Raw genomic sequence first — 18,203 nt, 5'->3', positions numbered from 1 at the left:
AGCGTTCCACGGCCGAGCGCGCCTCGGCCGTCAGTTTCACTGCGTATTTCTGGGTTCGCATGATCGTCTCCTGGCTTCCAGACAATCATCAGACCCAAGACATGACCAAACATTGCACTGCTACCGTGGCGAAGCACTAGCGGTAGGAGGTCTTAATTTAAACGGGGTGAACCGCTGGCGAGAGGTCGTCGCAACTCCAGCCTTTTGGCCTCAAGCGGGATATAGGGATCAACATTCAGGAGGAACCCAGTTATGGCTTATCACAATACACCCATCGACCCTGCAACAACGGGGTTATTTGGTTTTCTCGCCGGGTTTTTAGCCACACTGATTTTTCACCAACTCGCCCTGGCGATACTCTGGAGCATCGGTCTGGCGCCGTTCGCGCCATTTTCCCTGGCTGCGACCTCACCGTTCGGCGTCCCGGCCGTGTTCTCATTGGCATTCTGGGGTGGTATCTGGGGTATTTTGTTTGCGCTGGTCGAACACCGGTTTCCGCCGCGCCCCGGATACTGGATGATGGCGTTCCTGTTCGGCGCCATTCTGCCGTCGCTGGTAGCGCTTTTGGTGGTGTTTCCGCTCAAGGGCCGGCCTTTGGGCGGCGGCTGGCCCCCCCCTTTGCTTGCGACGGCGTTCCTGATCAATGGCGCCTGGGGACTCGGCACCGGCTGGATCTTCAAGACACTGTCCGCCCGGAGGCGCGGATCGCATGATAAGCCAGCGGGTCACTATCGGTAATTCAGAACTTTAGTCTGAAGAACCGATGGTCACGCGATCCGGTTCACTCCACCGTAACGGATTTTGCCAAGTTACGTGGCTGATCCACGTCGGTACCTTTGATTAAAGCGACATGATAGGCGAGCATCTGCAAGGGTACGGTGTAGACGATGGGGGCAACCACTTCGTCGGTTTCTGCGACGCGTAACAAGTTGACGCCCGGTACGCTCTCCATGGGAACACGCACGTCGGCAAAGACATAGAGCTCGCCGCCACGGGCCTGCACCTCTTGAAGGTTCGATTTGAGCTTTTCCAGCAGTTCGTTGTTCGGCGCAACGGCCACAACCGGCATCTCGGCATCGATCAGAGCAAGGGGACCGTGTTTAAGCTCACCGGAAGGATAAGCCTCGGCGTGAATATAGGAGATTTCCTTCAGCTTCAGCGCGCCTTCCATCGCTACCGGATAGTGGGCGCCACGCCCCAAATAAAGCGCATGTCGTTTTTCGCCGAAACGCTCCGACCATTGTTGGATTTCATCTTCAAGGAGCAATACACGGGTAATCTGGTCCGGCAGACTTTCAAGCTCTTTGACGATTCGCGCTTCCTGCTCGGGAGGAAGCCCGTTACGCTTGCCTAAGGCAACGACCAGAAGGAGCAGGGCGGCCAACTGGGTGGTAAACGCTTTGGTGGAGGCGACGCCGACTTCCGGACCGGCTCGGGTCATCAGGGTTGATTCGGATTCCCGGACAATCGAGCTTTCCGGCACATTGCAGATCGCAAGAGTATGCGCATAGCCCAGCTTTTTAGCTTCCTTCAACGCCGCCAGAGTATCGGCAGTCTCACCGGATTGCGAAATACTGACAAACAAGGTCCCTGGGGGGACTACGTTTTTGCGGTAACGAAATTCGCTGGCTACTTCCACGCTGCACGGAAGACCGGCAATCGACTCCATCCAGTAACGCGCCACCATGCCGGCGTGGTAGCTCGTACCACAGGCGACGATTTGCACGGATTTGATGTGATCGAATGCTTTTTCGGCATACGGTCCGAAAGCCGCATCGAGCACTTTTCCGGCCCGTATCCGGCCATCTAAGGTTTTCTCAATAGCCACCGGCTGCTCGTGAATTTCCTTTTGCATGTAGTGGCGATAGTCGCCACGCTCCACGGCATCGGCCGCCAATTTCGTTTCATGGACTGGCCGCTGCACCGAGTTCCCGTGTTTGTCGTAGACGCTGACCGTTTCCGTGGATAAATCGGCAATATCGCCGTCTTCGAGGAACATAAAGCGCTGCGTTTCACCGACTAGGGCGAACACATCGGACGCGATAAAGTTCTCGCTCTCACCGAGGCCCACCACTAAAGGGCTGCCGTGACGCGCGGCTATCAGCCGCTTCGGTTCGTTGATACTGATAACGCCGATGGCATAAGCGCCATCCAAAATCTTGCAGGTTTCCTTGACGGCCTGGAAAAGAGACAGACCTTCTTCCAGGAATTCATGGATCTGGTGAACGATAACTTCGGTATCCGTTTCCGACAGAAAATCGTATCCCTTTTGCCGGAGCCTTCTTCTGAGGTCCTCGTGGTTCTCGATGATCCCGTTGTGAACCACGGCCACGGTTTCGCGGCAGATATGTGGGTGGGCATTGTGTTCCGAGGGAACGCCATGAGTCGCCCAGCGGGTATGGGCAATGCCGACCTTGCCTTCGACCAAAGACGTTTCTAAAGCATTTTCCAGCTCTTTGATTTTCCCTTTCCTCCGTACACGCTGGAGCTGCTCGGAATCGTCCAATACGACAAGCCCTGCCGAGTCGTAGCCGCGATATTCCAACCGGCGTAGGCCTTCCAAAAGGACGGGGGTAACGACTCTGTGTGCGATGGCACCAACAATACCACACATGTTTTCAACTCCTTTTCTTGGTGGGTCGTTGCCAACCCTCGATGGTAACTTGTTTGGCTCGGCTGAGGGTTAAAGCATTTTCGGGCGCATCTTTCGTGACGGTTGCCCCGGCACCAATGGTTGCATTCTTGCCGACTCTGACCGGCGCGACCAACTGGGTGTCGGAACCTATGAACGCGCCATCTTCGATGACGGTTTGATGTTTATTGGCGCCATCATAGTTGCACGTGATCGTACCGGCGCCAACATTAACATCCCGGCCTATGATCGTGTCGCCGATATAGCTGAGATGGTTGACCTTGGAACAACTGGCTATCGCGGATTTTTTGATCTCGACGAAATTGCCGATATGGACTTGGTCTTCGATCCGCGTTTCCGGCCGGATGCGTGCAAAGGGGCCGATACGGCAGCCCTGGCCGACGGAGGCGTCTTCGATTACACAGTTTGCGAGGACTTCCACATCGTTGCCTATCTCGCTATCCTTGATCAGGCAATTGGCGCCGATTCGGACATTATCGCCGAGTCTTATCCGGCCCTCCAGAATAACGTTTACGTCGATCTCTACGTCACGCCCGATCGACTCAATTTGTCCCCTTACATCGAAGCGAGACGGGTCACGCAAAGTGACTCCATTCCGCATCAAGGTTTCGGCGAGTTTTTTCTGGAAAACCCTTTCCAGATGAGCCAGCTGCTCGCGATTATTAACCCCCAACACTTCGTCCGAATCCCGCGGCTGAACCGTCTCAACCCTAACTCCATCCGCAACCGCCATGGCAATTACGTCCGTAAGGTAATACTCCCGTTGGGCATTGTTGTTTTCCAACCGGCTTAGCCAGGTTTTGAGATGGTTGCCCTTAATGGCAAGTATCCCGGTATTAACCTCACTGATATGACGCTCCTCCGGACTGGCGTCTTTTTCTTCCACGATCCTAACTACTCGGCCGGTGCTATCCCGTATGATGCGACCATAGCCGTAGGGATCGGCCAGGTTAACGGTGAGCAACCCCATTTGGTCTGCTTGTGCCAGGGGAATCAGCTTTTCGACCGTCTCATCGCCGAGTAAGGGCACGTCCCCATAAAGAATAAGGACCGTTCGTTCTTCATCGATATCATCGGCAACTTGCATTACAGCGTGGCCCGTGCCAAGTTGCTCCCGCTGCTCGACCCAGATTACGTTTAAGTGCTCGAGAGTCTGGAGAACCCTCTCACCTCCGTGCCCGTAAATCACCGTGACTTTATCGGGACGCAGCCGGGACGCCAAGGCATGCACGTGCTCGAGCAGCGTTCGATCGGCAATTTTGTGGAGAATTTTAGGAAGGGACGAACGCATTCGCGTTCCCTGGCCGGCGGCCAGGATGACGATTTCCAAAGGCATCTTCCGTTATTCCTGATTGAAGAAGCGGAAAACAAAGGCTCACACGATCCGGACGGCAGCGCTGGCCGAATCCTCGCGTTTATATTAGCCTGAAAAACTGAAAAACCCAGCAAAATACCAGAGCGTATGCTCCGTACTTTGCTGGGTTCGGAGAACCCCGGAGCTTACGCGCGGCCTTTCCGATACTTCTCCAAGGTTCTCAATTGCATGACGGCTTCGGCGAGCTGCGCCTGCGCCAGAGCGTAGTCGATTTTGCCGGATTTGTCCGACAGCATCTCTTCCGCACGCCGCTTAGCTTCCAGCGCTGCTGCTTCATCAATGTCTTTAGCGCGAATTGCGGTGTCGGCGAGTATGGTCACGACATGGGGTTGGACCTCAAGCATGCCACCCGAAATGAAAAACGGATGGATTTCGTGGTCGTTGACCTTTACCCGCACCTCGCCCGGCTTCAAGCGGGTAAGGAACGGCGCGTGCCGTGCGGCAATACCCACTTCGCCCATTTCGGCCGGAGCCACCACCAATTCCGCGAGCCCGGAATAAATCTCCGCTTCCGCGCTCACGATATCAACGTGGATCGTCATAGCCATAATGCTTTTTCTCTTTGAATTACGCGGCTATCCGCTTCGCTTTTTCCAAGGCTTCGTCGATGCTACCGACCATATAGAATGCCTGCTCGGGAACATCGTCGAATTCGCCTTCAACGATCCCTTTGAACCCCGAAATCGTATCCTTCAGAGATACGTATTTGCCCGGCGAACCGGTGAACACTTCGGCGACGAAGAAAGGCTGAGACAGGAACCGCTGTACTTTGCGCGCCCGCGAAACGGTGAGTTTATCCTCCTCGGAAAGTTCGTCCATGCCGAGGATCGCGATGATGTCGCGAAGCTCTTTGTAACGCTGCAAGGTACTTTGCACCTTGCGGGCCACCTGATAGTGATCCTGGCCGACAACCAGCGGGTCCAACTGGCGGCTGGTCGAATCGAGAGGATCTACGGCAGGGTAGATACCCAGTTCGGCGATCTGACGGGACAAAACCACGGTGGCATCCAAGTGAGCGAACGTGGTTGCCGGGGACGGGTCGGTCAAGTCGTCGGCCGGGACGTACACGGCCTGAATAGACGTGATGGATCCCACCTTCGTCGAAGTAATCCGCTCCTGGAGTACGCCCATTTCTTCGGCCAAGTTGGGCTGGTAACCCACCGCGGATGGCATGCGGCCCAGCAGCGCGGATACCTCGGTGCCCGCGAGCGTGTAGCGGTAGATGTTATCGATGAACAACAAAACATCGCGGCCTTCGTCACGGAAATACTCGGCCATGGTCAGGCCGGTCAGCGCCACGCGCAGGCGGTTGCCCGGCGGCTCGTTCATCTGGCCGTATACGAGGGACACTTTATCAAGAACGTTACTTTCGCTCATTTCGTGGTAAAAGTCGTTCCCCTCGCGGGTCCGCTCGCCGACGCCGGCGAACACCGAATAGCCGCTGTGCTCGATGGCGATGTTACGGATCAGCTCCATCATATTCACGGTCTTGCCGACGCCGGCCCCCCCGAAAAGGCCGACCTTACCGCCTTTGGCGAACGGACAGACCAAGTCGATTACCTTGATGCCGGTTTCCAGCAGCTCATTGGCCGCCGCTTGGTCCTGGAATGTCGGGGCTTTCCGGTGAATAGCCCAACGCTCCTTCTCACCGATAGCACCCTTTTCGTCGATCGGATCGCCCAAGACATTCATGATCCGGCCGAGCGTTTCCTTCCCTACGGGTACGGAAATCGGAGCGCCTGTATTCGTCACCTTCAAGCCGCGCATCAGCCCGTCGGTGCTGCCCATGGCGATCGTTCTGACAACACCATCTCCAAGCTGCTGCTGAACCTCAAGCACTATGTCTTTATCATCGACTTTCAGTGCGTCGTATACTTTGGGAAGAGTTTCCCGTGGGAATTCCGCGTCAACCACGGCGCCGATAATCTGAACGATTTTGCCCGAACTCATGACTGTCCTCGTAAAATCTCTTGAGTTTATTCTCTAACGATTCGATTAGACCGCAGCCGCGCCGCCAACGATTTCTGCGATCTCCTGGGTAATGGCTGCCTGCCGCGCTTTGTTGTAAATCAGTTGTAACTCTTTGATGAGCTTTCCGGCATTGTCGGAAGCGCTTTTCATAGCAACCATACGCGCGGCCTGCTCGCAAGCATTGTTCTCGACCAAACCCTGGAAAACGATGGACTCCACGTACCGGACCAATAACTGATCGAGCACTTCCTTGGCGTCAGGCTCGTAAATGTAGTCCCATAGTCCTTTCTGTTCCTCGCCAATATCTTCCGGTCGAACGGGAAGCAGCTGAACGAGACGCGGCTTCTGCGTCATCGTATTAAGAAACTCATTGTAAAGGACGTATAACTCGTCGATCTTCCCCTCGGAGTACTCATCGATCATCGTCTTTATGACGCCAATGATATCCTGCAAATGGGGACGATCGCCGAGCTTGGTGGCCTGCGCGACTACATCTGCACCGATTGCGCTGAAGAACGTGCTGCCTTTTTGGCCTATCGTGCTGAGACTTACAGCTTTATTTTCCTCATTCCAGCCGCGCATTCTACGCAAGGCCAATCGGAATAAGTTGGCATTGAGTCCACCGCACAATCCCCGATCGGACGAGATCAGAACGACCCCAACCCGGCTTACCGGCCGCTCGACGGTGAACGGATGCTTGTATTCCGGGTTGGCGTGAGCCAAGTGTTTAATGATTTGCGCAATCTTCCGGGAATACGGACGGGTTGCCTGCATTCTCTCTTGCGTCTTGCGCATCTTGCTGGCTGCCACCATTTCCATGGCCCGCGTGATCTTCTGAGTATTTTTGATACTCGTGATCTTTAGACGGATTTCTTTTCCGACGGCCATCGATTAGTCCCTACCAAGTGTGGGTTTCTTTATACTTCGTAACAGCCGCATGCAATGCCGATTGAATCTCGTCATTGTAATCACCGGTTGCGTTGATCTTTTCCATCAGATCGGCGTGTTCCGATTTCATGTAGTTTTGCAAGCCGTCTTCAAAATCTCGAACCTTGCCAACCTGAAGATCGTCCAAGAATCCTTCGTTGGCGGCAAACAAGGCCACGGCCATCTGCGCGACGCTGAGCGGCGAATACTGGCTCTGCTTCATGATCTCGGTAACGCGCTGACCGCGCTCGATCTGCTTCCTCGTGGCTTCGTCGAGATCCGACGCGAACTGCGCGAAAGCCGCCAACTCTCGGAACTGAGCCAAATCGAGACGTATGCCGCCGCCCAATTTCTTAATGATCTTCGTCTGGGCGGCACCACCGACACGCGATACCGAAAGACCGGCATTCACGGCCGGGCGGACGCCCGCGTTAAACAGGTTGGTCTCGAGGTAAATCTGACCATCGGTGATCGAAATGACGTTGGTGGGAACGAAAGCGGATACGTCCCCGGCCTGTGTCTCGATAATCGGCAACGCCGTAAGCGAACCGGTTTTGCCTTTGACTGCGCCTCCGGTCAGCTTCTCGACTTCAGTCGCATTGATTCGGGAGGCACGCTCCAGCAGACGCGAGTGCAGATAGAACACGTCACCCGGATATGCTTCGCGCCCCGGTGGCCGGCGGAGCAGCAGCGAAATCTGACGGTATGCCCAGGCTTGCTTGGTCAAGTCGTCATAGATGATCAGGGCGTCCTCGCCGCGGTCCCGGAAGAACTCGCCCATGGCGCATCCGGAATATGGGGCGATGAATTGCAGGGCGGCGGATTCGGAAGCGGAAGCGGCAACGATAATGGTGTGAGCCATTGCGCCGTGCTCCTCGAGTTTCCGGACCACGTTGGCGATCGAAGACTGCTTTTGCCCGATCGCGACGTAAATACACTTAACGCCGGTGCCTTTCTGATTGATGATCGTATCGATGGCGATGGCCGACTTTCCGGTCTGGCGGTCGCCGATGATCAATTCGCGCTGACCACGACCAATGGGGATCATCGAGTCGATAGCTTTCAGCCCGGTTTGCAATGGCTGGCTGACCGATTGCCGGGCAATAACCCCGGGAGCGATTTTCTCGATAGGTGAACGTTCTTTGGTTTCGATGGGGCCTTTACCGTCGATCGGCCGACCCAAGGCATCTACGACACGTCCGAGCAATGCTTCGCCCACCGGCACGTCGAGAATGCGCCCGGTGCATTTCACCGTATCGCCTTCCGCCAGATGCTCATAGGCTCCGAGCACTACCGCACCGACCGAATCGCGCTCCAGGTTCAAGGCCATACCAAAGGTATTTCCCTTGAACTCTACCATTTCGCCCTGCATCACGTCGGTTAAGCCGTGGACGCGAACAATGCCGTCGGTCACGCTGACGATCGTGCCTTCGGTGCGGGCCTCCGTGCCGATATCGAACTGCTCGATTCGCTTCTTGATTAGTTCACTGATTTCAGATGGGTTCAGCTGCATGATTCTTCTCGCTCTAATTCCAGAGTCTCTTTGCTAATCGTTCAACCTGGCCGCGGATGGATGCGTCTATTACCCGGTCTCCCGCCTTGACGTAGACACCACCGATCAAGGATGGTTCGACATTGACGCGCAAACGTGCTTTCTTCTGCAAGATGCGCTCGAGCACGGAAACCAGCCGGTTTTCCTCAGTTTGTTTCAAAGGAAAAGCCGTACTGACGTCTACCTCGACATAACCCTCATCGTCGGCCTTATATTGGTTAAATAGCGCGGCGATGTACTTAATCAAATCAAGCCGATGATTCTGGATCAACAGCCGGACGAAGTTTTGCGCCTCCGCATCCAGGTTATCCTCGCAGAGACCGAGAAAAGCCGCCGAGAATTGCTCGCGCTTAGCCATCGGATTAGCCGCGGCTCTAGCTAACTGCTCGTCTTCCATGAGCATAGTGACGAAAGCGAGCTCATCGCTCCACTTATCAGCCGTCCCCGTTTCTTTGGCCCTCTTGTAAACCGCGACGGCATAAGGCCTCGCCAACGTCGTAAACTCGACCATTATGATTGACCCAACTGCTTACCGAGGTTGTCGATAATGTCCCGGTGTTTTTTCTGATCCACTTCTTTCTGCAGGATTTGCTCGGCCGCAGAAATAGCCAGCACCGCTACTTGTTGACGCAAACCTTCTTTTGCCTGTTGTATCTCGCGGTCGATTTCGGCTTTGGCGGCGGCAACGATGCGCTCGCCTTCTTCCTTCGCCGATTGCTTGGATTCCTCGACCGCCTCGCTGGCTCGCTTTTGCGCGAGATTCACGATGTCCGCGGCCTGATCCTTGGCTTCCCGCAACAGTGCAGTCGCGCGTTTCTCAGCCAACTCCATCTCGTGCTTGCCTTTTTCAGCCGAAGCGAGACCGTCAGCAATCTTTTTCTTGCGCTCCTCTAGGGCTTGCATCAAAGGCGGCCACACGTACTTCATGGTGAACCACACCAGAAGCGCAAATGTGATCATTTGGCCGATCAGAGTGGCGTTAATACTCACAGCGCTTTCCTCTTTGATTATTTGCCGTTATTAGCGTCCGCAATCGCGGCTTCATTAGCCTTTGAGCGCCGACAGGAACGGGTTGGCGAAGGTGAAGAACAGGGCAAGACCTACGCCGATCATGGTTACGGCGTCGAGCAGACCGGCCACGATGAACATTTTCACCTGCAGCATCGGAACCATTTCAGGCTGACGCGCGGCGCCTTCCAGGAATTTACCGCCCAACAAACCGAAACCGATCGCGGTTCCCATAGCGCCGAGGCCCAGAATGATGCCCACGGCAATTGCGGTCATGCCAGATACAGATGCGATTTCCATTGTTCCTCCGAATTATCGAACGTTAGGGTTGATTGAAAGAGATTAATGATCTTCGTGGGCCAGACTCAGGTATACGATGGTCAGAACCATGAAGATAAAAGCTTGCAAAGTGATGATCAGAATATGGAAGACCGCCCACGGGAAGCTCAGCAAGGGTTGCACATACCAAGGCAGCAGCGCGATCAGGATGAAAATCAGCTCGCCGGCATACATGTTTCCGAAGAGACGAAGACCGAGCGATACAGGTTTCGCCAACTCCTCAACAAGCTTCAGGATCAGGTTGAACGGAATCATCCATACGCTGTGAAAAGGGGTCAGAACCATTTCTTTCCCGAAACCGATGGGTCCCTTCACTTTGAAGCTGTAGAAGAGGATTAGAAAGAACACCGAAATGGACATGGCAAAGGTGGCGTTCAAATCCGTGCTGGGAACTACGCGGAGATAGTCGAGACCGATAGCCTTGGCGATGTCCGGCAACAGATCGACCGGAATCAGGTCCATCGTGTTCATCAGGAAAACCCAGACAAAGATACTCAACGCCAAGGGTGCGATTAGTGCGCTACGCCCATGGAAACTGTCTTTGACCTGGGTGTCCACGAATTCGATGATCATCTCCGCAAAATTCTGCAGAGGGCCGGGCACGCCGGCAGTCGCCTTTTCAGCCGCCTTGCGGAATATGAGCAGAAAAACCGCACCTAAAAAAACGGAGAAAAACAGGGTATCCAGATGGAATGTCCAGAATCCTTCGCCGGTCGATAAAGGGGTCAGGTGGTGAACTATGTATCCTGTTGCCCCGCCAGAGCCGTGTTCTTCTGTCGCCATATTCTCTCTCGTTACCGTTCGATATCACGCATTAAAAGCGCAAACCAAAATACCATTAGTGCCGACACGAAGCCGACAAATAATGGTAGGAATAAAATGTTAGGCAATTGGAATATTAAAAAAAATAAACCGGCGGTTATGATTATTTTTATACTTTCGCCGATATAAAACGCTCTTACGATTTCCTTTGCCGTTCTTGTTTTATCGGAAAATCCGAATTTTGCGGCGAAATAGGCATTCGGCAGAAAGGCTATTAGCCCGCCGAACAACGCTGATCTGGCTTCCGGCCAACCCAAGAAGGTCAGCATGGAACCGGCGACCAGCGCAATCGCAAGAAGCTGCATCAGCAGAACCCGCTTGATGGCGAAAAACAGCTTTTTCGCACCCATTCAGGGCTCCAGGCCAAAACGCTTCGGAATGATAACAACCGAAATGCCGAAGATCAACGCTGCAGGTTTATTTCAGACGATCGAGCACGCCTTCCAATTGATCCAGGCTGTCGTAGTGAATGACAAGTTGCCCGGTGCCTTTTTTTCCGTGCTTGATCAGCACGGGAGCGCCGATTCGCGTGGCAATTCGCTCTTCGAGGCGGCGAATATCGGGGTCCTTTACACCCGGTTTTCGAGTCTTCTCCCCATCGCGCAGCCTTTGGATCAGCACCTCCGTCGTGCGAACGCTTAGCTTTGCCGCCGCAACTTTACGCGCGATTTCGGCCTGAAGCTGAAACTCCAGCGCGAGTATCGCTCGCGCGTGTCCCATTTCTATGGCGCCGGTAAGCAGCAGGCGCTTTGGTTCCGGGTGAAGTTCGTTCAGACGCAGCAAATTGGTGACGGTAGCTCGGGACTTGCCGACGGCATCCGCGACCTGCTGGTGAGTCATTTCGAACTCTTCGAGCAGACGCTTGAGGGCTTCTGCCTCCTCCAAGGGATTCAAGTCTTCCCGCTGGATATTCTCAATAAGGGCGATCGCCAGCGCGGTCTGATCCGTAACTTCGCGCACAACGACCGGTAAATTGTGCAGCCCGGCCAATTGAGCCGCTCGCCAGCGTCTTTCGCCCGCGATGATTTCATAATGACTATCCCCCATCGGCCGGACCACCACGGGTTGGACCACGCCCTGCGCACTGATCGAATCGGCCAACTCCTGGAGCCGCGCCGGATCGATGTCCTTACGCGGCTGGAAACGACTCGGCCTGAGCTGATCTATCGACAACGTTCTTAGCTTCTCGGTTTCGCTTTCCAGCTTAGCGCCGCCTAACAGGACATCGAGGCCTCGGCCGAGTCCGCGTCTTTTTGCCGTCATGTTTTAAATTTATGGAAGAAGTTAAGCGGTACTAAGCGACTTTTGATTGCGCCGCACGATTTCCCCGGCCAAGGCCAGATAAGCGATGGCTCCCCGAGAGGACTTATCGTACTTCATCACCGGCAAACCGTGACTCGGTGCCTCGGCCAGCCGAATATTGCGGGGAATGATGGTGCGGAATACCTTATCGCTGAAATGATCGACCAGTTGCGCGGAAACATCATTGGCGAGCCGGCTGCGAGTATCGTACATCGTACGAAGCAAGCCCTCGATACGAAGCTCCGGATTGACCGAGCCACGGATATTTCCCAGCGTGTCCATCAAATCCGAAAGCCCCTCCAAGGCGTAATATTCGCACTGCATGGGAATCAGAACGCTGTCCGCAGCAACCAAAGCATTGAGCGTCAGCACGTTAAGCGAAGGCGGGCAGTCGATGAGGATAAACTGGTAGTCGCCGCGGCAACTCTTGAGCGCCTCGGCAAGCGCGCGCTCTTTGCCCGGCTGCTGCATCAGTTCGACTTGGGCGGCGGTGAGATCGGCGTTACCCGGCAGAAGATCGAAGCCGAGCTCGGTTAAGGGTTTGATGGCCTCACGCGCTGTGACCTGACGAGTCAAAACGTCGTAAGACGAAATTTTTAGGCCTTTCTTGTCGATGCCGCACCCCATGGTCGTGTTGCCTTGCGGATCCAGATCCACAAGCAAGATGCGATGCCTGGTCGCCGCTAGAGACGCAGCCAAATTAATGCTGGTGGTCGTTTTACCCACGCCACCCTTTTGATTGGCTACTGCAATAATTTTGCCCATCGTTTCCTCAACCGATAGCTATTTCGATCAAATGACGTTCGACGTCCAGCCCTGGGATATTCAACATACGAGTCTCAACAGTGCAGTCTTTCAAGGTTTGGACTTCTTCTTCAGGTAGCTGCCCTTTCTGAGCCAATATCACGCCACGAGGAGCCAGCATTCTCCGCGTCGCGGCCAGTATTTCGGCGAGATTCGCGTAGGCCCGCGCCAATACCGTGTCGAAAGCGCGTTCCGGACGGTAGTTTTCCACCCGCGTCGTGACGACCTCTACGTTCGACAAGCCCAATTCGATCACGGCCTGCTGAACAAAGCGAGTCTTTTTCGCGTTGCTGTCCAATAGAACGAAATGCCTGTCATCACTCATGATAGCCAAGGGAATACCGGGTAAACCGGCGCCCGTTCCTATGTCGAGAACCCGGCCACCCCGCAAATACGGCCAGACGGTAAGGCTGTCGAGCAAATGCAAATCCACCCCTGTCCGTAAGTCGCGGATGGCCGTCAAGTTGTACACTCGGCTCCATTTCTGGATTAAACGCAGAAAGGCCAAAAGCCTTTCGTGTTGTTCCGAGGTAAAAGGTATTTTTAATGCGGTTATTCCGTCCGCCAGATGTCGGCCGAGTTCATTCACTTAGATCAGGCGCTTTTCTTTTTGAGGTGGACCAACAGCAATGAAATTGCTGCCGGCGTGACGCCTGGAATTCGTGCCGCCTGCCCGACGGTTTCGGGACGTTGTTGCTTGAGCTTTTCGCGGACCTCGTTGGACAACCCGATGACGTTTTGATAATCGAGTTTTTCCGGCAAACGCCAATGATCGTAACGTCGCGACCGCTCAATCTCCGCCTGTTGGCGATTGATGTAGCCCTGGTATTTCGCCTGGATTTCGACCTGATCGAGGACCTGCTCGTTTTCTTCCGCGGCCAACCGAGCGGATATCGCTTGCAGATGCTCGATGCGGATTTCCGGTCGCCGCAACAGCTCGACCAAGGATGAGTCGCGCAATAACGGCGTGCTCAGGAACTGGCCTAGGACTTCGGCTTCCGTCGTGTTCAGTTTGACATGCCGTTTCGCCAGGTCCGTTTGAATTTCCGCGATAGCCTGCTGCTTCATTTCGAACGCGCACCACCGTTCATCATCCACCAATCCTAGTTCGCGGCCTTTCCCGGTCAGCCGAAGATCGGCATTGTCCTCGCGAAGCAGCAATCGGTATTCGGCCCGGCTGGTGAACATACGGTACGGTTCGCTCGTGCCCCGAGTAATCAGATCGTCGATCAGTACCCCCATGTAAGCCTCGTCGCGCGTGGGCGACCAGGGTTCCAAATCCTTCGCCTTGCGTGCGGCGTTGAGTCCGGCGATCAAGCCTTGCGCGGCGGCTTCCTCGTACCCCGTCGTGCCGTTGATCTGGCCGGCGAAGAACAAGTTTTCAAGGTGCTTGGTTTCGAGAGAGGATTTCAAGTCGCGCGGGTCGAAGAAATCGTATTCGATGGCATAGCCCGGACGCGTAATATGGGCGTTTTCAAAACCGCGGATCGATCTCACGAGCTCGTACTGCACGTCGAAGGGCAGGCTGGTCGAAATGCCGTTCGGATAGATTTCATACGTATCGAGACCCTCCGGCTCGACGAAGATCTGGTGCGAATCCCTGTCCGCAAAACGCACGACCTTGTCTTCGATGGACGGACAATAGCGCGGCCCGACGCCTTCGATAACGCCCGCATACATCGGCGAGCGATCAAGGCCGGAGCGGATGACATCGTGAGTCCGCTCGTTGGTGCGGGTAATGAAGCAGGGCACTTGGCGGGGATGTTCCTCCCGCTTGCCGAGGAACGAGAATACCGGAACCGGTTCGTCGCCGGGCTGCTCCAGCATGACCGTATAATCGATGCTTCGCCCATCGATTCGCGGCGGCGTGCCGGTCTTCAGCCGCCCGACCCGGAACGGCAGTTCGCGCAATCGCGCCGCCAAAGCATTGGATGGCGGGTCGCCCGCCCGGCCGCCTTCGTAGTTTTCAAGACCGATGTGGATCCGGCCGGCCAGGAACGTGCCTACCGTAAGCACGACTGAACGCGCCCTGAATTTAAGCCCCATCTGCGTGATCACGCCGGCCGCGCGGTGGTTTTCCACGATCAGATCGGAAACCGCTTGCTGAAACAACGTCAAATTCGGCTGAGCTTCCAGCGCCCCACGTACGGCCTTTTTATAAAGCACACGATCGGCCTGGGCCCGAGTCGCCCGTACCGCCGGCCCTTTGCTGGCATTGAGCACGCGGAATTGAATACCGGCTCGATCCGCGGCGTGCGCCATCAGGCCGCCGAGGGCGTCGATTTCTTTAACCAAATGGCCTTTGCCGATCCCCCCGATGGCGGGATTGCAGCTCATCTGGCCAAGGGTTTCGATGTTTTGGGTAAGTAGCAGCGTCTTCGAGCCAGTCCGTGCGGCAGCCAACGCCGCTTCCGTACCAGCGTGTCCGCCACCGACCACGATGACGTCGAATTCGGTGGAAAAATCCATGAGAATTGAAAATTCAGGGAGATAGATCGATTTTGCACTTCATAGAAGTGAATCCATAGCTTACTACATCGAAAACCAAAATTGGCAGTGTGTTTAAGCCAAGGCCGGCCCGGTATTCCGATGCAGGGTCGAGCAATCGTTTTTCCTATACTATTGTTCAACACATTCTAAACAAAAATTTAACAATCGGACTCAGACAGCCCAATCAGTCCATATCGAAACTCCTATGACCACATTACTTTGGCTACAAACCGGCGCCTGCGGAGGCGACACCATGTCGATTCTGTGCGCCGACAGTCCGTCACTGGAAGAGATCGTGGATCAATATGGCATCGAGATCCTCTGGCAGCCGTCCCTGTCCATGGAGCCTAGAGGAAAACTGGACGCCTTGATCGATGCCATTCTCAAGGAGGAACTGAGACTCGATGTCTTGTGCATCGAAGGCAGCATCGTAACCGGACCCAACGGTTCCGGCCTGTACGATCCTTATCGCGGCCGTTCCAAAATGAGTTTGGTCAGGGAACTGGCGGAAAAATCCCATCACGTGGTTGCAATGGGCACCTGCGCGGCCTTCGGCGGTGTCCATGCTGCCCCACCCAATCCGACCGATTGTGTCGGCCTGCAGTTCGACAAGAAAACTCCCGGCGGCTTGTTGCCTGTGGAATGGCGATCGCGAGCCGGGCTGCCGGTCATCAATGTCTCAGGCTGCCCCGCGCATCCCAACGCGATGACCAAAACCCTGGCCATGCTCGCCTCCGGGCTCCCGGTGGAACTCGACCATCTCAACCGCCCCAAAGCCTTTTTCAACACCTTGGTGCATCAAGGCTGCACACGGAACGAATATCATGAATACGATGTCGAGGACAGCGCCTTCGGCGAAAAAGGCTGCCTGTTCTTCAACCTCGGCTGCCAAGGGCCGACTACTGTGGCTATCTGCAATACCGAACTTTGGAACGGCCGCAGCAGCAAAACCCGGGCAGGGGTGCCCTGTTTCGGCTGCACGTCGCCTGACTTCCCACTGGATCAGGATCTATTCCGCACCGAAAAGATCGGCGCCATTCCAGTACACCTGCCTTTGGGTGTGGAACGGGCCAATTATATGGCTTACAAAAGCCTGGCCCACGAGGCCGCGCCCGAACGGGTGCTGAACAAAAAAATGGATCCCTGATGTTTAGCCGGCATTTCTCACTCCCCTCCAATCGCAAACGGGCCTTTAGTCGGCCCCTTCCAATCGCAAACGGTCGCTTTAGTCGCGACCCTTCCAATCGCAAACGGCGTCTCTGGGAGTGCCAGAGCCGCCCTTCCACTCGCCGTGGCGCGCCGTACTTCCTCTCGCCGGCTCGACGTAGTATCGGCTACGCCTTCGCCGTCGCTCGGTCCGTGCGGCGCGCCACAACGGCGTCTCGACGCCCTCGTTTAGACGAAGGGGTGTGAGAAATGTCGGCTAAAAGAACTGTCCAAATCGATCTTAACCGCGTCGAGGGCGACCTCGAATTTCAACTGGAACTGGAAGGCCGCGAGGTGGTTGAGGCTCGCTGCATCGGCTCGCTCTACCGGGGATTCGAGCAAATCCTCATAGGCCGCAAGCCCAAGGATGGCTTGGTGATTACGCCGCGCATCTGCGGCATTTGCGGCACCGCCCATCTCTATTCGGCGGTTCTGGCCCTGGAGCAAATCGGCGGGATTTCCGTGCCGCCCAATGCTATCCGCATCCGCAATCTGTGTCTGATGGCCGAGACGGTACAAAGCGATCTGCGGCAATCCTTTCTGTTCTTTACCGCCGATTTTTGCCACCCCAAATACGCCGACCGGCCGCTTTACGATAAAGCACGCGACGCCTTCCTGCCCTTCAAGGGCCGGGCTCATCGCGGCACTCTCGAACATTCGCGCCACGTTCCCGGAATCGTTGCCATTTTCGGAGGCCAATGGCCGCATTCGTCCTATATGGTGCCGGGTGGCGTGACGGCGCCGCCCACCAGCCGGAGGATTCTCGACAGCTTGTCCATCCTCAACAATCTGACACGCTGGTTTGAGCAGGCGGTCATCGGAACGGATCTGGATTCCTGGCTGACACTCGAATCCAGCGACGAATTCTTTACCTGGCTCGAAGCCAAGGATGGTCACGCGAATTGCGCCATTGGCCTGCTCACACGGATGAGCCGCGACATCGGCCTGCACCGCTTAGGTTTCGGGACCCCACATATGCTGAGCTATGGCGCTTACTGCGATCCGACCGGCGGACAGCCTCTTTCCCAAAATCCCGAGCACTTGTTCAGATCAGGGTTCCTCAATGGCGACACGGGGGAGATCGAGCCTTTCGATCACACCGAAATCGCCGAACACGTGCGCTATTCCTGGTTCGAACCATACGAAGGCGGCCGCCACCCGTTCCGGGGACAAACCGTTCCGGACTATCAGCCTCATTCCGATCGTTATACCTGGTGCAAGGCGCCCCGCTATCGGAACAAGGTGGTGCAAACGGGTCCCATGGCCGAATTGCTGATCGATGGCGACCCGCTGATCGGCTCGTTGTACCGGGCGGAGGGCGGAAACGCCTGGCTGCGCCAGTTCGCCCGCCTGCGCCGCACGGCTTTGCTGCTGCAAAAGATGCGTGAAACCCTGCAAGAGCTGGCCGCTCATTTGGACGATCCGCATTTTATTTCGCCTGCCGAGGACGAAATCCCCGATGGGGAAGGCTTTGGGCTGGTGACGGCGGCACGCGGCGCCTTGGGCCATTGGGTGCAAGTCACCGACGGCGTCATTTCCCGTTATCAGGTCATCACGCCGACCGCCTGGAACGCATCCCCCAAGGACAGCGAAGGTCGGCACGGGCATTGGGAGAGCAGTTTGATCGGATTGACCGTTGACGATCCGGATGACCCGATGGAAATCGGCCATATCATCCGCTCTCACGATCCTTGCCTGGTTTGCACCGTACACCTGCTGGATACGGGCAAGCGGATGACGGTCTGGCCTTAGCC

Annotated in this window: 18 protein-coding genes; 3 read left to right on the top strand and 15 right to left on the bottom strand. The window is 55.7% G+C overall.

The genetic code is table 11. The features are described 5' to 3' along the window. The first annotated feature begins 252 nt into the window (after positions 1 to 252). Entirely contained in the window at positions 253 to 738 is a 486-nt protein-coding gene (locus tag VEB01_RS20300) for a hypothetical protein (protein WP_324878671.1), read from the top strand. A 43-nt stretch (positions 739 to 781) separates the two neighbouring features. Here VEB01_RS20300 and glmS read toward each other — a convergent pair whose 3' ends face one another. The 15 genes from glmS to mnmG form a co-directional block, all read right to left on the bottom strand. Beyond that, the gene (gene glmS / locus VEB01_RS20295) at positions 782 to 2,614 is read right to left on the bottom strand and encodes a glutamine--fructose-6-phosphate transaminase (isomerizing) (RefSeq protein WP_324878670.1); all 1,833 of its coding nucleotides are present in this window, start codon (positions 2,612 to 2,614) and stop codon (positions 782 to 784) included. Positions 2,615 to 2,618: 4 nt separating this feature from the next. Continuing rightward, on the bottom strand, positions 2,619 to 3,989 hold the full coding sequence (glmU, locus tag VEB01_RS20290; protein ID WP_324878668.1) for a bifunctional UDP-N-acetylglucosamine diphosphorylase/glucosamine-1-phosphate N-acetyltransferase GlmU: 1,371 nt from the start codon (positions 3,987 to 3,989) through the stop codon (positions 2,619 to 2,621). 164 nt (positions 3,990 to 4,153) lie between these two features. Beyond that, the gene (locus tag VEB01_RS20285) at positions 4,154 to 4,576 is read right to left on the bottom strand and encodes a F0F1 ATP synthase subunit epsilon (protein ID WP_324878667.1); all 423 of its coding nucleotides are present in this window, start codon (positions 4,574 to 4,576) and stop codon (positions 4,154 to 4,156) included. Positions 4,577 to 4,595: 19 nt separating this feature from the next. Further along, positions 4,596 to 5,978, bottom strand: a complete 1,383-nt coding sequence (atpD, locus tag VEB01_RS20280; protein WP_324878665.1) for a F0F1 ATP synthase subunit beta — start codon at positions 5,976 to 5,978, stop codon at positions 4,596 to 4,598. A 45-nt stretch (positions 5,979 to 6,023) separates the two neighbouring features. After that, complete coding sequence (gene atpG, locus VEB01_RS20275) at positions 6,024 to 6,887, bottom strand: F0F1 ATP synthase subunit gamma (RefSeq protein ID WP_324878663.1); 864 nt, start codon at positions 6,885 to 6,887, stop codon at positions 6,024 to 6,026. Between the two features lie 10 nt (positions 6,888 to 6,897). Then, positions 6,898 to 8,439 (bottom strand): F0F1 ATP synthase subunit alpha, encoded by a 1,542-nt coding sequence (gene atpA / locus VEB01_RS20270; RefSeq protein ID WP_475442339.1) that lies wholly within the window; start codon positions 8,437 to 8,439, stop codon positions 6,898 to 6,900. A gap of 13 nt (positions 8,440 to 8,452) precedes the next feature. Beyond that, on the bottom strand, positions 8,453 to 8,989 hold the full coding sequence (locus tag VEB01_RS20265; protein WP_324878661.1) for a F0F1 ATP synthase subunit delta: 537 nt from the start codon (positions 8,987 to 8,989) through the stop codon (positions 8,453 to 8,455). Next, positions 8,989 to 9,468 (bottom strand): F0F1 ATP synthase subunit B, encoded by a 480-nt coding sequence (locus VEB01_RS20260; RefSeq protein WP_324878659.1) that lies wholly within the window; start codon positions 9,466 to 9,468, stop codon positions 8,989 to 8,991. Before VEB01_RS20260 ends, VEB01_RS20265 begins: the two co-directional genes overlap by 1 nt. Positions 9,469 to 9,522: 54 nt before the next feature. Then, a complete protein-coding gene (gene atpE / locus VEB01_RS20255) occupies positions 9,523 to 9,786 on the bottom strand; it encodes a F0F1 ATP synthase subunit C (protein WP_026611179.1) in 264 nt (87 codons plus the stop codon). A gap of 42 nt (positions 9,787 to 9,828) precedes the next feature. Beyond that, the gene (gene atpB, locus VEB01_RS20250) at positions 9,829 to 10,608 is read right to left on the bottom strand and encodes a F0F1 ATP synthase subunit A (RefSeq protein WP_324878657.1); all 780 of its coding nucleotides are present in this window, start codon (positions 10,606 to 10,608) and stop codon (positions 9,829 to 9,831) included. A gap of 11 nt (positions 10,609 to 10,619) precedes the next feature. Next, entirely contained in the window at positions 10,620 to 10,997 is a 378-nt protein-coding gene (locus tag VEB01_RS20245; protein ID WP_324878655.1) for an ATP synthase subunit I, read from the bottom strand. 67 nt (positions 10,998 to 11,064) lie between these two features. Next, complete coding sequence (locus tag VEB01_RS20240) at positions 11,065 to 11,910, bottom strand: ParB/RepB/Spo0J family partition protein (protein WP_324878653.1); 846 nt, start codon at positions 11,908 to 11,910, stop codon at positions 11,065 to 11,067. Positions 11,911 to 11,931: 21 nt separating this feature from the next. Further along, entirely contained in the window at positions 11,932 to 12,714 is a 783-nt protein-coding gene (locus tag VEB01_RS20235; RefSeq protein WP_324878651.1) for a ParA family protein, read from the bottom strand. A 7-nt stretch (positions 12,715 to 12,721) separates the two neighbouring features. Next, positions 12,722 to 13,342 carry a 16S rRNA (guanine(527)-N(7))-methyltransferase RsmG gene (gene rsmG, locus VEB01_RS20230; protein ID WP_324878649.1) on the bottom strand — a complete coding sequence of 207 codons (621 nt, stop codon included), beginning with the start codon at positions 13,340 to 13,342 and terminating at the stop codon, positions 12,722 to 12,724. 5 nt (positions 13,343 to 13,347) lie between these two features. Beyond that, positions 13,348 to 15,222 carry a tRNA uridine-5-carboxymethylaminomethyl(34) synthesis enzyme MnmG gene (gene mnmG / locus VEB01_RS20225; RefSeq protein WP_324878648.1) on the bottom strand — a complete coding sequence of 625 codons (1,875 nt, stop codon included), beginning with the start codon at positions 15,220 to 15,222 and terminating at the stop codon, positions 13,348 to 13,350. 226 nt (positions 15,223 to 15,448) lie between these two features. Between mnmG and VEB01_RS20220 the strand changes: the two genes are divergently transcribed. Together VEB01_RS20220 and VEB01_RS20215 are read left to right on the top strand one after the other, a co-directional pair. Next, positions 15,449 to 16,390, top strand: coding sequence for an NADH-quinone oxidoreductase subunit B family protein (locus VEB01_RS20220; protein WP_324878645.1), 942 nt, complete (start codon positions 15,449 to 15,451; stop codon positions 16,388 to 16,390). A 269-nt stretch (positions 16,391 to 16,659) separates the two neighbouring features. After that, the gene (locus tag VEB01_RS20215; RefSeq protein WP_324878643.1) at positions 16,660 to 18,201 is read left to right on the top strand and encodes a nickel-dependent hydrogenase large subunit; all 1,542 of its coding nucleotides are present in this window, start codon (positions 16,660 to 16,662) and stop codon (positions 18,199 to 18,201) included. Positions 18,202 to 18,203: the final 2 nt, after the last annotated feature.

This window comes from Methylocaldum sp., from assembly GCF_035627495.1.
Taxonomy (GTDB): Bacteria; Pseudomonadota; Gammaproteobacteria; order Methylococcales; family Methylococcaceae; genus Methylocaldum.
Note: the sequence above shows the minus strand (reverse complement) of the source record. Positions and strands in the feature narration are given on the sequence as shown.

Coding starts and splice junctions, on each gene's coding strand:
- VEB01_RS20220 (WP_324878645.1), top strand. CDS start 15,449: ATGACCACATTACTTTGGCTACAAACCGGCGCCTGCGGAGGCGACACC.
- atpA (WP_475442339.1), bottom strand. CDS start 8,439: ATGCAGCTGAACCCATCTGAAATCAGTGAACTAATCAAGAAGCGAATC.
- VEB01_RS20235 (WP_324878651.1), bottom strand. CDS start 12,714: ATGGGCAAAATTATTGCAGTAGCCAATCAAAAGGGTGGCGTGGGTAAA.
- atpB (WP_324878657.1), bottom strand. CDS start 10,608: ATGGCGACAGAAGAACACGGCTCTGGCGGGGCAACAGGATACATAGTT.
- VEB01_RS20240 (WP_324878653.1), bottom strand. CDS start 11,910: ATGACGGCAAAAAGACGCGGACTCGGCCGAGGCCTCGATGTCCTGTTA.
- atpD (WP_324878665.1), bottom strand. CDS start 5,978: ATGAGTTCGGGCAAAATCGTTCAGATTATCGGCGCCGTGGTTGACGCG.
- VEB01_RS20300 (WP_324878671.1), top strand. CDS start 253: ATGGCTTATCACAATACACCCATCGACCCTGCAACAACGGGGTTATTT.
- VEB01_RS20245 (WP_324878655.1), bottom strand. CDS start 10,997: ATGGGTGCGAAAAAGCTGTTTTTCGCCATCAAGCGGGTTCTGCTGATG.
- glmS (WP_324878670.1), bottom strand. CDS start 2,614: ATGTGTGGTATTGTTGGTGCCATCGCACACAGAGTCGTTACCCCCGTC.
- VEB01_RS20265 (WP_324878661.1), bottom strand. CDS start 8,989: ATGGTCGAGTTTACGACGTTGGCGAGGCCTTATGCCGTCGCGGTTTAC.
- atpG (WP_324878663.1), bottom strand. CDS start 6,887: ATGGCCGTCGGAAAAGAAATCCGTCTAAAGATCACGAGTATCAAAAAT.
- mnmG (WP_324878648.1), bottom strand. CDS start 15,222: ATGGATTTTTCCACCGAATTCGACGTCATCGTGGTCGGTGGCGGACAC.
- glmU (WP_324878668.1), bottom strand. CDS start 3,989: ATGCCTTTGGAAATCGTCATCCTGGCCGCCGGCCAGGGAACGCGAATG.
- VEB01_RS20285 (WP_324878667.1), bottom strand. CDS start 4,576: ATGGCTATGACGATCCACGTTGATATCGTGAGCGCGGAAGCGGAGATT.
- atpE (WP_026611179.1), bottom strand. CDS start 9,786: ATGGAAATCGCATCTGTATCTGGCATGACCGCAATTGCCGTGGGCATC.
- VEB01_RS20215 (WP_324878643.1), top strand. CDS start 16,660: ATGTCGGCTAAAAGAACTGTCCAAATCGATCTTAACCGCGTCGAGGGC.